This window comes from Klebsiella sp. 141162 (assembly GCF_050600755.1).
Lineage (GTDB): Bacteria > Pseudomonadota > Gammaproteobacteria > Enterobacterales > Enterobacteriaceae > Klebsiella > Klebsiella aerogenes.
The window spans coordinates 350677-365922 of the sequence record NZ_JAQIRI010000003.1 but is presented as its reverse complement, the minus strand read 5'-3'; the positions used below and the strand labels follow the sequence as shown (position 1 = coordinate 365922).

The following is a 15246-nucleotide window of genomic DNA, read 5'->3' as shown; positions in this document are numbered from 1 at the left end:
TGGCGCGAAAAATATCCTCACTGAATAGATGTAACAAATTAATTAACATTTTGTATGCTTGATCGCATCAACGCTAATACAAAATATCTTTTTCTGTCATTTTTTGCGCACTTCTGCTTAAAATCGCTCTCCGACTCCTCAAGATGAGAAGTAATCGACACCGGGAATACCGTCGCGTGTGAATGAATCATGCGCCCATAAGGAGCTCTTTTTTATGTTGCATCTCGATACCTTATCGACGCTCGTTGCCGCAACCATGGTGTTGCTTTTAGGGCGAAAGCTCGTTCAGAACGTCCCATTCCTCAAAAAATATACCATTCCTGAACCCGTCGCCGGCGGCCTGCTGGTGGCGCTGGCGCTGCTGGTTTTGAAAAAAAGCATGGATATCGAAATTGATTTCGATATGAGCCTGAAGGACCCGCTGATGCTGGCATTCTTCGCCACTATCGGCCTTAACGCTAACCTTGCCAGCCTGCGGGCGGGCGGCAAAGTGCTTGGCACTTTCCTGATTGTGGTGGTAGGCCTGCTGCTGCTGCAGAACGCGCTCGGTATCGGCATGGCGAAGCTGCTGGGGCTGGATCCGCTGATGGGTCTGCTGGCCGGTTCTATTACGCTTTCCGGCGGCCACGGCACCGGGGCGGCGTGGAGTAAATTGTTCGTTGAGCGTTACGGATTTGCCAACGCCACCGAGGTCGCCATGGCTTGCGCAACCTTCGGCCTGGTGCTCGGCGGCCTGATCGGCGGGCCGGTGGCGCGTTATCTGGTGAAGCACTCTTCCTCGCCGGACGGTACGCCGGACGACCAGCTGGCGCCGACGGCGTTTGAGAAGCCGGACATGGGCCGCATGATCACCTCGCTGGTGCTGATTGAAAGTATTGCGTTAATCGCTATCTGCCTGACGGTAGGGAAGGTGGTTGCGCAACTGCTGGCAGGCACCGTGTTTGAATTGCCGACCTTCGTCTGCGTGCTGTTTATCGGCGTGATCCTCAGCAACGGCCTGGCGCTGGCTGGGCTGTATCGCGTGTTTGACCGCGCGGTATCGGTACTGGGCAACGTCAGCCTGTCGCTGTTCCTCGCGATGGCGCTGATGAGCCTCAAGCTGTGGGAACTGGCGTCGCTGGCGCTGCCGATGATTATTATTCTGGCGGTGCAGGCGGTGGCGATGGCGCTGTATGCGGTGTTTGTGACTTACCGGATGATGGGCAAGAACTATGATGCCGCCGTGCTGGCAGCCGGTCATTGCGGGTTCGGGCTTGGCGCGACGCCGACGGCGATTGCCAATATGCAGGCGATTACCGACCGTTTTGGCCCGTCGCATATGGCTTTCCTGGTGGTACCGATGGTGGGGGCGTTCTTTATCGACATCGTCAACGCGCTGGTGATTAAGCTGTATCTGTTGCTGCCGATATTTGGCTGATAAAAAACCCGGAGGCGGTGCTGCGCACCTGTCCGGGCTACAAGATCGTGCTGTTTGGGATTTTGTAGCCCGGCTAAGGCGTTTACGCCGTAAGCCGGGAATACCTCCGCAATCTTACGCTTCGTCGTGCTCTTCCCACGCTAACGCGCGTTTCACCGCTTTCTTCCAGCCGCTGTAACGATAGTTGCGCTCGGTGGTTTCAATACCCGGGCGGAATTCACGTTCAATCACCGCTTTCTCCTGCAGCTCGTCGAGGTTTTGCCAGAAGCCGACCGCCAGACCTGCCAGATAGGCGGCGCCCAGCGCCGTGACTTCACGCACTTCCGGGCGTTCCACGCGGGTGCCGAGAATGTCGGACTGGAACTGCATCAGGAAGTTGTTGGCGACAGCGCCGCCGTCCACGCGCAGGGCGTGCAGACGAATACCGGAGTCGGCCTGCATCGCTTCCAGAACGTCACGCGTCTGATAGGCGATCGATTCCAGCGTGGCGCGGATAATATGGTTGGCGTTCACCCCGCGGGTCAGGCCGAAAATCGCGCCGCGGGCATACGGATCCCAGTACGGCGCGCCAAGACCGGTAAAGGCCGGCACCACATACACGCCGTTGGTGTCCTTCACCTTAGTGGCGAAGTATTCAGAATCGAAAGCATCGTTGATGAGTTTCATTTCATCACGCAGCCACTGAATCGACGCCCCGGCCATAAACACCGCGCCTTCCAGCGCGTAGTTCACTTCGCCGGTCGGGCCGCAGGCGATGGTGGTCAGCAGGCCGTGGGTTGAGGTCACCGCCTTTTCACCGGTGTTCATCAACATGAAGCAGCCGGTACCGTAGGTATTTTTCGCCATCCCTTCTTTCACGCACAGCTGGCCAAACAGCGCCGCCTGCTGGTCGCCGGCGATGCCGGAGATAGGAATACGGGTGCCGCCTTTGCCGCCGATGTTGGTCTGGCCGTACACTTCGGAAGACTTACGTACTTCCGGCAGCATGGCGCGCGGGATATCCAGCGCGTCGAGCATTTTGTCGTCCCAGTCCAGTTCATGGATGTTGAACAACATGGTACGCGAGGCGTTGGTGTAGTCGGTGACGTGCACGCGCCCCTGGGTCATTTTCCAGATAAGCCAGGTATCAACGGTACCGAACAGCAGCTCGCCGCGCTGGGCGCGCTCGCGGGCGCCTTCGACGTGGTCAAGGATCCACTTCACTTTGGTGCCGGAGAAGTACGGGTCCACCACCAGGCCGGTGGCTTTACGGATGTACTCTTCCATGCCGTCGCGCTTGAGCTGTTCGCAGATATCCGCGGTACGGCGACACTGCCAGACGATAGCGTTGTAAATAGGCTTGCCGGTCTCACGCTCCCATACGATGGCGGTTTCACGCTGGTTGGTGATGCCGATGGCGGCAATTTCGTCGGAGTTGATGTCGGCTTTCGCCAACACTTCGACCAGCGTAGAGCTCTGCGAGGCCCAAATCTCCATCGGGTCGTGCTCAACCCAGCCTGGCTTCGGATAAATTTGTTCGAATTCACGCTGTGATACGCTGACGATATTGGCGTCGTGATCCATCACGACGGCGCGGGAGCTGGTAGTGCCCTGGTCGAGCGCAACGATATATTTTTTCTCGGTCATAATTGGTGTCCCGTAGTCAGATTACAGCGAAGCTTTTTGTTGCGACGCGGAAGAAGCGGATTCTTTTTCTTCCTCGACGCAGGTGTCGCAAGGCAGATGGCGGCCAATGAATTTGCGGTAGCTGAATGCGCCCAGCGCCGCGCCGACCACCGGTGCGCACAGCGGCACCAGGAAATAAGGAATATCTTTGCCGCCGGTGAAGGCGACGTTGCCCCAGCCTGCCAGCCAGGCGAAGGCTTTCGGTCCGATATCACGCGCCGGGTTCATCGCGAAGCCGGTCAGCGGGCCCATGGAGGCGCCGATAACAGCAATCAGCAGGCCAATCAGCAGCGGCGCCAGCGGGCCGCGCGGCACGCCGTTGCCGTCGTCGGTCAGTGCTAAAATCACGCCCATCAGAATAGCGGTAATCACCATTTCTACCGCGAAGGCCTGCACAAAATTGATATGCGGGTTAGGGTAGGTCGAGAAGATACCGGCGAGCTCAAGGCTTTCCACGCTGCCGCGTACCATGTTGTGGGTGTGTTCGAAATCGAAGAAAAGATTGTAATAAAGCCCGTAAACTAATGCCGCAGCGCAAAAGGCGCCGGCGAATTGCGAAATAATAAAAGGAACAACTTTGCGCCCATCAAAGCAGGCGAATAACCATAAGGCGATGGTGACCGCCGGATTAAGGTGTGCACCGGATACGCCCGCGGTCAGGTAGATAGCCATAGCCACCCCCAGACCCCAGATGATGCTGATTTCCCACTGACCGAAGCTGGCTCCTGCGACTTTGAGCGCAGCTACGCACCCAACGCCGAAAAAGATCAACAACCCGGTACCGAGAAACTCTGCGATGCACTGGCCTTTTAATGTTGATGTCTGGCTCATAATCGGATCCTGAAGCGAAGTGATTATTGTAAGTATGTTGGTCGCGGACGACCACGGTGCCTTGTAGGCATAGTGTTAATTTATCGTTAACGAGCATAAACGAGAAATATCGAAATTTAAATTTGTGTCCCTCGTCAAGAAAATGAGCGTTTTCGCGCCATAAACGCGTGTTGCGGCACATTTACCCACCTTTTTCTGCGTATTTTGTTATCTCATTGATTAACAATCGCCAGAGAAGTTCGGGGCAATTGCCGCGAACGCACCAGGTAAAGACTGAAAAGTGTTGCAAACCGCAATCTGCGCGGGTTGTCGCTGGACAGGTGAGGCGGGGATTCATACAATCGACGACAACACCGCTATTGTGCGCTAATTCGTTAAGGCGGGACCGCGTATACGAAACACGAGTTTCTATCAACGCCTTGCAAGATCAGGAGAGGTATGACGATGTCATTAGAAGTGTTTGAGAAATTAGAATCAAAAGTTCAGCAGGCGATTGATACCATCACTCTGTTGCAGATGGAAATCGAAGAGCTGAAAGAAAAGAACACCACGCTGGCGCAGGAAGTGCAGAGCGCGCAGCACGGCCGTGAAGAGCTGGAGCGTGAAAATAGCCAGCTGAGAGAACAACAGCAGGGCTGGCAGGATCGTCTGCAGGCGCTGTTGGGCCGCATGGAAGAAGTCTAATCGCTTCCCGCCCCTTCCCGCCCGGGAGGGGGTTTTCTCTATCCCCCGCTTTATATCTCCAGGTTATAGCCAATCTTTTTTTATTCTTTAATCATTGATTCGCTTTCTGGCAGGCTAAGTTCATCACAACACACATAAAGAGAGCGGTGCGATGAATAAGTGGGGCGTAGGGTTAACTCTGTTGCTGGCATCCGCCAGCGTGCTGGCAAAAGATTATCAGCTGTTGAACGTCTCGTACGATCCGACGCGCGAGCTGTACGAACAGTACAATAAAGCGTTTAGCGCGCACTGGAAGCAGGAAACCGGCGATAACGTGGTGATCCGTCAGTCGCACGGCGGCTCCGGCAAACAGGCGACGTCGGTTATCAACGGGATTGAAGCGGATGTCGTCACCCTGGCGCTGGCCTACGACGTAGACGCCATTGCCGAACGCGGTCGTATCGATAAAAACTGGCTGAAACGCCTGCCGGATAACTCCGCGCCGTATACCTCAACCATCGTGTTCCTCGTCCGTAAGGGCAACCCAAAACAGATCCATGACTGGAACGACCTGATTAAACCAGGCGTATCGGTCATCACCCCGAACCCGAAAAGCTCCGGCGGCGCCCGCTGGAACTATCTGGCGGCCTGGGGCTATGCCCTGCATCAGAATCACGGCGATCAGGCTAAAGCGCAGGAGTTCGTGAAGGCGCTGTATAAAAACGTGGAAGTGCTGGATTCCGGCGCGCGTGGTTCCACCAACACCTTCGTGGAACGCGGGATCGGCGACGTGCTGATTGCCTGGGAGAACGAAGCGCTGCTGGCGACGAAAGAGCTGGGCAAGGACAAGTTTGAAATCGTGACGCCGAGCGAGTCCATTCTGGCCGAGCCGACGGTTTCCGTCGTCGATAAAGTGGTGGATAAGAAAGGCACTCGCCAGGTGGCGGAAGCGTACCTGAAGTATCTCTACTCGCCGGAAGGCCAGGAGATTGCGGCGAAGAATTTCTATCGTCCGCGCGATCCTGATGTGGCGAAGAAATATGCCAACGAGTTCCCGAAACTGAAGCTGTTTACCATCGATCAGGAGTTCGGCGGCTGGACGAAAGCGCAGAAGGAGCACTTCTCCAACGGCGGTACCTTCGACCAGATTAGCCAGCGTTAATCCTCTTGTCCCTGCTGGCGCTACGCTTAGCAGGGCTACAGTTCTGCGCCGTCCGGTAGCCCGGATAAGGCGCCAGCCGCTACCCGGGAGTCCCTGCTTGCGCTACGCTTAGCAGGGCTACAATTCTGCGCCGTCTGGTAGCCCGGTCAGGCGCCAGCCGTTACCCGGGAGTCCCTGCTTGCGCTACCCTTAGCAGGGCTACAGTTCTGCGCCGTCCGGTAGTCCGGGTAAGGCGTCAGCCGCTACCCGGGAGTCCCTGCTGGCGCTACGCTTAGCAGGGCTACAGTTCTGCGCCGTCCGGTAGTCCGGGTAAGGCGCCAGCCGCTACCCGGGAGTCCCTGCTTGCGCTACGTTAAGCAGGGCTACAGTTCTGCGCCGTCCGGTAGCCCGGGTAAGGCGACAGCCGTTACCCGGGATAACTCCTCGCCGACCATCTGTTTTCATTTAGTCATCAAATTACGTTACTCTTCCGGTTCAGGCTTAACAGGGAACGATAATGAGAAGAGTAAGATACTTTTTGTGGGCGCTGCTGGTGGTTATTCTGGCGGCTTTGGCCGGCGGCTACTATTGGCTGCATTCCGGCAACCCGAACGCGTTACGTCATATTGTCCTGCAGCAGTGCGTACCCAATCAGCAGCAACATCAGAACCCGTCGCCGTGCGCGGAAGTGAATCTGAAAGGCGGCTACGTGTTGTTTAAAGATCGCAACGGCCCGCTGCAATATCTGCTAATGCCGACCTACCGTATTAACGGTACCGAAAGTCCGCTGTTGTTGGATCCGCTAACGCCGAATTTCTTCTGGCAGGCCTGGCAGGGGCGCGAAATTATGAGCCAGCGCCGCGGCGCGCCAATTGATGATAACGCGGTATCGCTGGCGATTAACTCGCGCAGCGGGCGCACGCAAAACCACTTCCATATTCATATCTCCTGCCTGCGTCCCGATGTCCGCGCGCAGTTAGATAATGATGCGGCGACGATTAGCAGCCGCTGGCTACCCTTGCCGGGCGGTCTGCAGGGCCATGAATATCTGGCGCGTCGGGTAACGGAAACCGAGCTGGCTCAGCGCAGCCCGTTCCTGATGCTGGCGGAAGAGGTACCGGAAGCGCGCGAACATATGGGGCGTTATGCGTTAGCGATGGCGCGGCAAAGCGACGGCTCGCTGGTGCTGTTGGCGACAGAGCGTAACCTGCTGACTCTCAACCGTGCTTCGGCGGAAGAAATTCAGGATCATAGCTGCGCAATTCTTAACGCAAACCACTAGTTCTGGCGTTTACCTGTCTTTTCTGTCGTCGTATTCTTGCTGAAAAAAACGACAGGAGACAGGCATGTCGCTCTGGCTAACCCACCCGCTGTTCCTCCCTTCGCTGATCGTCGGCATCACCATTGTGCTCTGGGCGACTTCGCTGTTACCGGAATTTATCACCGCGCTGCTGTTCTTCGCGGCGGCGATGATGACCAAAATCGCTCCGCCGGAGGTGATCTTCGGCGGTTTTGCTTCCTCGGCGTTCTGGCTGGTGTTCAGCGGCTTTGTGTTGGGGATCGCCATTCGAAAAACCGGACTGGCGGATAGAGCGGCGCAGGCGCTATCGGCGCGGCTCACCGACTCCTGGCCGCGGATGGTCGGCAGCGTGGTATTACTGAGTTATGCGTTGGCGTTCGTGATGCCATCAAATATGGGGCGCATCGCGCTGTTAATGCCGATCGTGGCGGCGATGGCCCGGCGCGCGGGGATAGCCGACGGCACGCGCGGCTGGTACGGCCTGGCGCTGGCGGTGGGCTTTGGCACCTTCCAGCTATCTGCGACCATTTTGCCCGCTAACGTGCCGAATCTGGTGATGAGCGGCGCGGCGGAAGGCTCTTACGGGATCCATCTGAATTACGTTCCCTATTTACTGCTGCATACGCCGGTACTTGGCTGGCTGAAAGGGGCGGTGCTGGTGGCGCTGATCTGCTGGCTGTTTCCCGGCAAACCGCATTCGCCGCGCGAGCTGGCGCCGCTGGCGCCTATGAGCCGCGACGAAAAGCGTCTGGCGTGGCTGCTGGCGGTGGTGTTGACGTTATGGGTGACAGAGAGCTGGCACGGCGTCGGCCCGGCGTGGACCGGCCTGGCGGCGGCGGTGGTCACGCTGCTGCCGCGAGTGGGATTTATCAGCGGCGAGGAGTTCGCCAGCGGGGTGAATATGCGCACCTGCATTTATGTTGCCGGCATTTTGGGACTGGCGATTACCGTGACCCAAACCGGGATTGGCGGCGCGGTGGGTAACGCGCTGCTGCAGGTGATGCCGCTGGATAAAGATAATCCGTTCACCAGCTTCCTGGCGCTGACCGGAATTACCAGCGCGCTGAATTTTATTATGACCGCCAACGGCGTCCCGGCGCTGTATACGACTTTTGCGCAGAGCTTTGCCGACGCGACCGGCTTTCCGCTGCTGAGCGTGATTATGATTCAGGTGCTAGGTTATTCCACGCCGCTGCTGCCGTACCAGGCTTCGCCGATCGTGGTGGCGATGGGATTAGGTAAAGTCCCGGCGAGAGCGGGGATGTTGCTATGTCTGGCGCTGGCGGCTGTGAGCTATGTGATTTTGCTGCCGCTGGATTACGCGTGGTATCAGCTATTGGGGAAATTGTAGCGATAATATAAAACCCGGCTCGCGCTGCGCTAAGCCGGGTTTTCATTTGGCGAATTTTTCAGCAACCCCGGCGGCGTTTCACCACCGGGAAAGCGAATTACGCTTTTTTCGCCGCTTCTGCAGCTTTAACGATCACCGCGAAAGCGTCTGCTTTCAGGGATGCGCCGCCAACCAGCGCGCCGTCGATGTCCGGCTGGGTGAACAGCTCTGCGGCGTTGCCGGCGTTAACGGAACCGCCGTACTGGATGATGACCTGCTCAGCGATTTTAGCGTCAGCTTTAGCAATGTGGTCACGGATGAATTTGTGTACCGCCTGAGCCTGCGCTGGGGTAGCGGATTTACCGGTACCGATAGCCCATACTGGTTCGTACGCGATAACCACGCCTTCAAAAGCGGCTGCGCCCTGAGTTTTCAGAACCGCGTCGATCTGACGCGCGCAAACTTCTTCAGTTTTGCCCGCTTCGTTTTCCGCTTCGGTTTCACCGATGCACAGAACCGGCGTCAGACCCTGCTCTTTCAGTACAGCGAATTTCTTCGCGATCAGTTCGTCAGATTCTTTGTGGTAGGTACGGCGTTCGGAGTGGCCGATGATGATGTACTGCGCGCCGATATCTTTCAGCATTTCGGCGGAGGTTTCACCGGTGAATGCGCCGGACAGGTTCACGTCAACGTTCTGCGCGCCCAGGTGAATGTGGCTGCCTTCTGCCGCACGCTTAGCCAGGTCGAGATACATTTCCGGCGGCGCGATTGCCACTGCACAGCCGCTTACGCCGGCCAGTTCAGTACGCAGGTTAGCAACCAGTTCGTTTACCATGTGGCGGCTGCCGTTCAGTTTCCAGTTACCCATCACTAAAGGATGTCGCATTTTAATTCTCCACGCTACTAAGCGAATTAAGGAATATAGCCGCCCCAGAGGGCAGCATGGTCTGTGAAACAGTATAGAGACTCGTCACTGGAAAGGCTTTGCTTTTTGTCATTTATTGTTGTCTTCCAGCGTTTCAGATAGCGCCAGCTTAATCGGTTCAATGGCGAAAGTTAGCCCTTTTTCCCCGTGATCTGCCACTACATAGCGCACCGCGCCTTCGGTTTCGGTGTAGTAGCGTTTGCCTTTGCCGGCGGTCAGCAGTTTTTGCAGCTTTTGCTGGCTCTGCAGTGGGCTTAGGGTCGGCACAAAGGCGCGAAGAATGGCGCTCATATATTCCTGCGCTTTCGCTTTCGCCGCTTTTTGCTCCGGCCCCTGAATCGGCAGCCAGGTTATCTGCATTGATTTAATCTTCAGCGTGCCGCGCTCCAGCGCGGTAGAGGCATACAGATTCTCGTTAATCTTGGTGGCGGCGCGGGTCAGGTTGGCTTTATCGCGGCTGGAGGCGATAGAACGAAACTCGTTAAGCGGCAGTTTCGGATTATCGGCATTAAATTTCTCGCGGAACTCGCTGATGCTGACATCAAAAATCGGCGCGCTGGGTAAAAGATAGGGGGCGGTGGCGGCGGATTCCGTTTCTGCGGACAACGCCATCGGGCCGACAGATAACGCTGTCAGCCCAATCAAACTTAAGATTGCCCACTTCTTCATGCCCATCTTTCCTTTTTTTGCCTGCCGACGATTAAAACGGGAACCGTCACGCTTGTCAAAAAGTGACGCCTTCAGGGTAAACTACGCGAATGATGATGATAAGGAATAAAACATGACCCTACAGCAGTGGTTATTCTCAATTAAAGGCCGTATTGGCCGCCGGGATTTCTGGATTTGGATCGTTATCTGGGTGTTGACCATGAGCGCGCTGTTTACTCTCGCGGGCAGCAATTTGCTGAGTTTACAGACCGCGGCGTTTATTCTCGTCTGCCTGCTCTGGCCGACGGCGGCGGTCGTGGTGAAGCGTCTGCACGATCGCGGGAGATCCGGCCTCTGGGCGCTGCTGATGATTCTGGCGTGGATGCTGCTGGCGGGCAACTGGGCGATGTTGCCGCAGGTTTGGCAGTGGGGCGTCGGGCGCTTTGTACCGACGCTGATTATCGTCATGATGTTGATCGACCTGGGCGCGTTCGTCGGCACCCAGGGCGAAAATAAGTTTGGCAAAGAGACGCAGGATGTCCGCTGGAAAGCGGACGTCTGATTACCAGTAGTGCTCTGCCGTCATATGGCCCGGTCGGCGACGCAGATGTTTGGTCATCTGCCGGGTCTCTTTCAGCAACTGCTGGGTATCACGCACCATCTGCGGGTTGCCGCACAGCATCACGTGGCTGGTATCGGCGGTCATCGGCAGGCCGACCGCCTCTTCCAGCGCGCCGGTTTCAATCAGGAACGGCACCCGGCCCGTCAGCGAACCTTCCGCTGTCTCGCGGCTGACCACGGTCTGGATACGTAATTTGCCGGCATAGCGCTGCTCCAGCTCGCGCATTTGCGGTAAATAGCTGAGGTCGGCGGCATAGCGCGCCGCATGCACCAGCACCAGGTTCTTGAAGCGATCCAGGTCTTTCCCTTCTTCCAGAATCGACAGATAGGGGCCGATCGCCGTACCGGTGGCGAGCATCCACAGCGTGTCGCAGTCCGGCACCTCTTCCAGCACGAAGAAACCGGCGGCTTCGCTGACAATCTGCACGTCGTCGCCGGGTTTCAGCGCGGCCAGTCGCGGGCTGAGTTTACCCTCCGGAACGGTGACCAGGTAGAACTCAAGATCGGGATTGCTGGGGGCGTTGACGTAGGAGTAGGCGCGCTGCACGCGCTCGCCGTCAACATCCAGGCCCAGTTTAGCAAACTGCCCTGCGGTGAACGGCTCAACGGGCGCGTGAATGGTGAGGCTAAACAGTGCATCGGTCCAGTTTTGCACTTTTACAACTTTACCTGTAACCCAGTTTGCCATTGCGTCTCTCCTTTCAATCTCGTCAGTCTATCTTCACCGCGACGGGAGAAGATTTCCAGCCCGAAAAGGCTGGAAAGCTCGATTGATCAAATGTTTTACAGGATGTGTTGCTGGACGTCCGGGTCTTTTCGGTCGAGGTAATGAATCGACTGAATACGGCGGATAGTCCGCGATTTACCGCGGATCAGCAGCGTTTCAGTGGTCGCCATATTGCCCTTGCGGGTAATGCCGTCCAGTAGATCGCCTTTGGTAATCCCGGTGGCGGAGAAGATGACGTTATCGCTGCGCGCCATTTCATCAAGACGCAGCACTTTGCCCGCTTCGATGCCCATGGTTTTGCAGCGCGCCAGTTCGTTTTCACCGATACGGCGGTTCTCTTCGCTGTCGCCCTTCACGTGGTGACGAGCCAGCAGGCGGCCCTGCATATCGCCGTCCAGCGCGCGGATCACCGCCGCCGAAACCACGCCTTCCGGCGCGCCGCCGATGCCGTACAGCACGTCGACTTCGCTATCCGGCATGCAGGTAAGGATAGAGGCCGCCACGTCGCCATCGGGGATCGCGAACACGCGCACGCCCAACTGCTGCAGTTGCGCAATGACCGCGTCGTGGCGGGGTTTCGCCAGCACGGTGACGGTCAGTTCAGCGAGCGGTTTATTCAACGCGCGGGCGATGTTGCGCAAATTCTCTTCCAGCGGCAGATTGAGATCGATAGCGCCTTTAGCGCCGGGGCCGACAATCAGCTTTTCCATATACATATCCGGCGCGTTGAGGAAGCAGCCTTTATCGCCGACCGCCATCACTGCCAGCGCGTTGGCCTGGCCCATGGCCGTCATGCGGGTGCCTTCAATTGGGTCGACGGCGATATCTACCGCGTCGCCTTTGCCGGTACCCACTTTTTCGCCGATATAGAGCATCGGCGCTTCATCGATTTCGCCCTCGCCGATGACGATGGTGCCGTCGATATTGACGAGGTTAAGCATAATGCGCATGGCGTTAACCGCTGCGCCGTCGGCGGTATTTTTATCGCCGCGGCCCAGCCATTTATAGCCCGCCAGCGCGGCGGCTTCGGTGACACGCGAAAATTCGATGGCCAGTTCTCGTTTCATAATCCACTCATTGTGTAGAAAAGTTGCCCGTAGCGCGGCAAAAAGGACGCGCTACGCGTTGGAATAGCGTTCGGTTTCCGGCATCCAGCGCTCAATCAGCGCCTGCGCCTGCAGCGGATAGCGTTCGTGAATATGACGAGCAATGCGCTGAACATCGGGGATCATGGCCTGATCGCGCAGCAAGTCCGCTACTTTAAATTCGGCGTTGCCGGTCTGGCGGGTGCCGAGAAGCTCGCCGGGGCCGCGGATTTCAAGATCTTTCTGGGCGATGACGAAACCGTCGTTGCTGTCGCGCAGCACCTGCAGGCGCTTCTGCGCCGTTTTGGAGAGCGGCGATTTATAAAGTAGCACGCAGTGGGAGGCGACGGCGCCGCGCCCGACGCGCCCGCGTAGCTGGTGCAGCTGCGCCAGACCCAGACGCTCCGGGTTTTCGATAATCATCAGGCTTGAGTTAGGGACGTCAACGCCGACTTCAATCACCGTGGTGGCGACCAGTAGGTGCATCTCGCCCTGCTTGAAGGCCTGCATCACGGCCTGTTTCTCCGCTGGTTTCATTCGCCCGTGAACGAGACCGATGTTAAGTTCCGGCAGCGCCAGCTTGAGCTCTTCCCAGGTGGCTTCCGCCGCCTGGGCTTCCAGCAGATCGGACTCTTCAATCAGTGTACAGACCCAATAGGCCTGGCGACCTTCCTGGGTGCAGGCGTTGCGCACGCGGTCGATAATGTCGCTGCGGCGGGTGTCCGGGATAGCGACGGTAGTGACCGGGGTACGGCCCGGCGGCAGCTCGTCGATAACCGAGGTATCGAGATCGGCATAGGCGGTCATCGCCAGGGTGCGTGGAATCGGTGTAGCGGTCATGATCAGTTGATGCGGGTGGAAGCCCTGCTGCTGGCCCTTTTCCCACAGCGCCAGGCGTTGATGAACGCCAAAGCGATGTTGTTCGTCGATAATCACCAGCGCCAGGCCGTTAAACTGCACCTGCTCCTGGAAAATGGCGTGGGTGCCGACAATCATCTGCACTTCGCCGTTGGCAATGGCTTCCTGCTGCGCCTGGCGCGCTTTGCCTTTTTGTTTGCCAGCCAGCCAGCCGACTTCAATGCCCAGCGGCGCGAACCAGCTGCGGAAATTATTGGCGTGCTGCTCGGCCAGCAGTTCGGTCGGCGCCATCAGCGCCACCTGCTTACCATGGGCGATAGCGCGCAGGGCGGCCAGCGCGGCGACCAGCGTTTTACCGGATCCGACGTCGCCCTGCACCAGGCGCATCATCGGCACGTCCAGCGCCATATCGCGCTCGATCTCCGCGGTGACGCGCGCCTGCGCGCCCGTTGGTTTAAAGGGTAGAGAAGCCAGAAGCTGGGTTTTCAGCGTGTCGTTGGCGCTGAGCGGCAGCGCATGGTAGCGCTGGGCACCGGCGCGGAGCGCCAGCATGCTGAGATTATGCGCCAGCAACTCTTCCAGGATAAGACGCTGCTGTGCCGGATGTTTACCGCTCTCCAGCTCGCTGAGCTGTAGCGACGGCGGCGGGCGGTGCAGCGTACGCAGCGCCTCCGGCAGACTCATCATCCCCTGCGCCAGCTCCGGCGGCAGCAGTTCGCTAATCGCGCAGGTTTCCAGCAGCTCAAGCGCCTGATCGGTGAGTTTGCGCAGCGTCGCCTGCTTAATGCCTTCAGTGGTCGGGTAGACTGGAGTCAGGGTTTCCTGCAGCTCCGGGGTGCTCATATCGCCCTGCACGCGATATTCCGGGTGGATCATCTCGGCGCCGAACTTGCCGCGTTTAGCTTCGCCGTAGGCCAGCACGCGACGACCGGTCGCCAGGCTGTTTTTCATCGCCGCATTGAAGTTGAAAAAACGCATGGTCAGGATGCCGGAACCGTCACTTATCTGACAGGTCATCATCCGGCGGCCGCCGAAGGTGATATTGCTGTTGAGCACCTCACCCTCTACGGTTGCGTAGACGCCCGGCAGCAGTTCGCCGATTTGGTACAGGTGAGTCCGGTCTTCATAGCGTAGCGGCAGGTGTAGTAGCAGGTCCTGAACCGTATGCAGACCGATTTTCGCCAGTTTGCTGCTCTGTGCGGCGCCAACGCCGGTCAGCGAGTTGAGCGGTACGGCATCTAACAGGCGGCCTGACATCGGATTTACCTCGCCGCCTGCATCGTTGCCCACCACTCGGCATCGGCTTCGACTTCGCCCTGCTCGTTGACGTGGGGATAAGGCAGACCTTTTTGCCTGGCGACGCGTGCCAGCACCGGGTAACCGCCTTCAAATAGCAGCCGCTGCTGCTCTTCAGGCGGCAGCATGCTATTGGCGCGTTGGTACATTCCGGCGTTCTGCCGCTGACGCTGCGCTTCGTAAAGGATCAGCGCGGAGGCGACGGAGACGTTCAGCGACTGCACCATACCGACCATTGGAATAATGATGTCCTGGTCTGCCAGCGCCAGCGCTTCCTGGGTGATGCCGGTTTTCTCCTGGCCCATCAGGATGCAGGTCGGGCGCGTATAGTCGATTTCGCGAAAATCGATGGCTTTGTCGGAAAGGTGCGTCGCGAGGATTTGCATGCCCCGGCCTTTTAAGTGGCTGACGGCATCGCCGATCGTGCGGTGTGTTTTCACCTGCACCCAACTATTGCTGCCGGCGGCGGCAGAGGCCATGGTACGCATGCGGCTGCCAGGCCAGATGGCGTGTACTTCGTGTACGCCGATGGCGTCTGCGGTGCGGATGACCGCAGAGACGTTATGGGGTTTATGGACCTGCTCCATGCAGACCGTCAGATCAGGCTGACGCCTGGCGAGCATCTCGCAGATACGCGCATAACGCTGTGAATTCATTCTACTTAATCCTTCGAACTGCCTCGGCGTTAGCTGCACTCACTCACCCCAGTCACGTACTTCAGTACCTTCCTGGGGATTCG

General features: G+C 57.9%; 14 protein-coding genes. 6 read left to right on the top strand and 8 right to left on the bottom strand.

Annotated elements, in window-relative coordinates; translation table 11 throughout:
* Window positions 1-214 precede the first annotated feature (214 nt).
* Window positions 215-1417, top strand: coding sequence for a sodium/glutamate symporter (gene gltS / locus PGR23_RS12910; RefSeq protein WP_015703819.1), 1203 nt, complete (start codon window positions 215-217; stop codon window positions 1415-1417).
* Between the two features lie 114 nt (window positions 1418-1531).
* On the opposite strand, the gene glpK is transcribed toward gltS, so the two are convergent.
* Together glpK and PGR23_RS12900 are read right to left on the bottom strand one after the other, a co-directional pair.
* A complete protein-coding gene (gene glpK / locus PGR23_RS12905; RefSeq protein WP_047047635.1) occupies window positions 1532-3043 on the bottom strand; it encodes a glycerol kinase GlpK in 1512 nt (503 codons plus the stop codon).
* 21 nt (window positions 3044-3064) lie between these two features.
* Window positions 3065-3913 carry an MIP/aquaporin family protein gene (locus PGR23_RS12900; RefSeq protein WP_015369132.1) on the bottom strand — a complete coding sequence of 283 codons (849 nt, stop codon included), beginning with the start codon at window positions 3911-3913 and terminating at the stop codon, window positions 3065-3067.
* A 438-nt stretch (window positions 3914-4351) separates the two neighbouring features.
* Between PGR23_RS12900 and zapB the strand changes: the two genes are divergently transcribed.
* The 4 genes from zapB (at window position 4352) to PGR23_RS12880 (ending at window position 8368) form a co-directional block, all read left to right on the top strand.
* Window positions 4352-4597 carry a septal ring assembly protein ZapB gene (gene zapB / locus PGR23_RS12895; protein WP_020077673.1) on the top strand — a complete coding sequence of 82 codons (246 nt, stop codon included), beginning with the start codon at window positions 4352-4354 and terminating at the stop codon, window positions 4595-4597.
* Between the two features lie 151 nt (window positions 4598-4748).
* Window positions 4749-5738: a sulfate ABC transporter substrate-binding protein gene (locus tag PGR23_RS12890; protein WP_015369134.1), complete on the top strand. Its 990-nt coding sequence runs from the start codon at window positions 4749-4751 to the stop codon at window positions 5736-5738.
* Window positions 5739-6234: 496 nt separating this feature from the next.
* A complete protein-coding gene (locus PGR23_RS12885) occupies window positions 6235-6999 on the top strand; it encodes a CDP-diacylglycerol diphosphatase (protein ID WP_045390571.1) in 765 nt (254 codons plus the stop codon).
* Window positions 7000-7063: 64 nt separating this feature from the next.
* On the top strand, window positions 7064-8368 hold the full coding sequence (locus tag PGR23_RS12880; protein WP_047078197.1) for an SLC13 family permease: 1305 nt from the start codon (window positions 7064-7066) through the stop codon (window positions 8366-8368).
* 97 nt (window positions 8369-8465) lie between these two features.
* On the opposite strand, the gene tpiA is transcribed toward PGR23_RS12880, so the two are convergent.
* Together tpiA and PGR23_RS12870 are read right to left on the bottom strand one after the other, a co-directional pair.
* Entirely contained in the window at window positions 8466-9233 is a 768-nt protein-coding gene (gene tpiA / locus PGR23_RS12875; RefSeq protein ID WP_002922909.1) for a triose-phosphate isomerase, read from the bottom strand.
* A 108-nt stretch (window positions 9234-9341) separates the two neighbouring features.
* Complete coding sequence (locus PGR23_RS12870) at window positions 9342-9941, bottom strand: DUF1454 family protein (protein WP_015369137.1); 600 nt, start codon at window positions 9939-9941, stop codon at window positions 9342-9344.
* A 112-nt stretch (window positions 9942-10053) separates the two neighbouring features.
* On the opposite strand from PGR23_RS12870, the gene PGR23_RS12865 reads away from it, so the two are divergent.
* Window positions 10054-10482: a DUF805 domain-containing protein gene (locus tag PGR23_RS12865; protein ID WP_045390577.1), complete on the top strand. Its 429-nt coding sequence runs from the start codon at window positions 10054-10056 to the stop codon at window positions 10480-10482.
* Here PGR23_RS12865 and fpr read toward each other — a convergent pair whose 3' ends face one another.
* The 4 genes from fpr to trmH all read right to left on the bottom strand — a co-directional run bounded on the left by fpr (window position 10483) and on the right by trmH (window position 15163).
* Entirely contained in the window at window positions 10483-11229 is a 747-nt protein-coding gene (fpr, locus tag PGR23_RS12860; protein ID WP_032709404.1) for a ferredoxin--NADP(+) reductase, read from the bottom strand. It lies immediately after the preceding gene.
* Between the two features lie 95 nt (window positions 11230-11324).
* Window positions 11325-12335 (bottom strand): class II fructose-bisphosphatase, encoded by a 1011-nt coding sequence (gene glpX, locus PGR23_RS12855; RefSeq protein WP_015703815.1) that lies wholly within the window; start codon window positions 12333-12335, stop codon window positions 11325-11327.
* Window positions 12336-12386: 51 nt separating this feature from the next.
* Window positions 12387-14468 carry an ATP-dependent DNA helicase RecG gene (recG, locus tag PGR23_RS12850; protein WP_015703814.1) on the bottom strand — a complete coding sequence of 694 codons (2082 nt, stop codon included), beginning with the start codon at window positions 14466-14468 and terminating at the stop codon, window positions 12387-12389.
* A 5-nt stretch (window positions 14469-14473) separates the two neighbouring features.
* Window positions 14474-15163, bottom strand: a complete 690-nt coding sequence (gene trmH / locus PGR23_RS12845) for a tRNA (guanosine(18)-2'-O)-methyltransferase TrmH (protein WP_047047644.1) — start codon at window positions 15161-15163, stop codon at window positions 14474-14476.
* Between the last annotated feature and the right edge of the window lie 83 nt (window positions 15164-15246).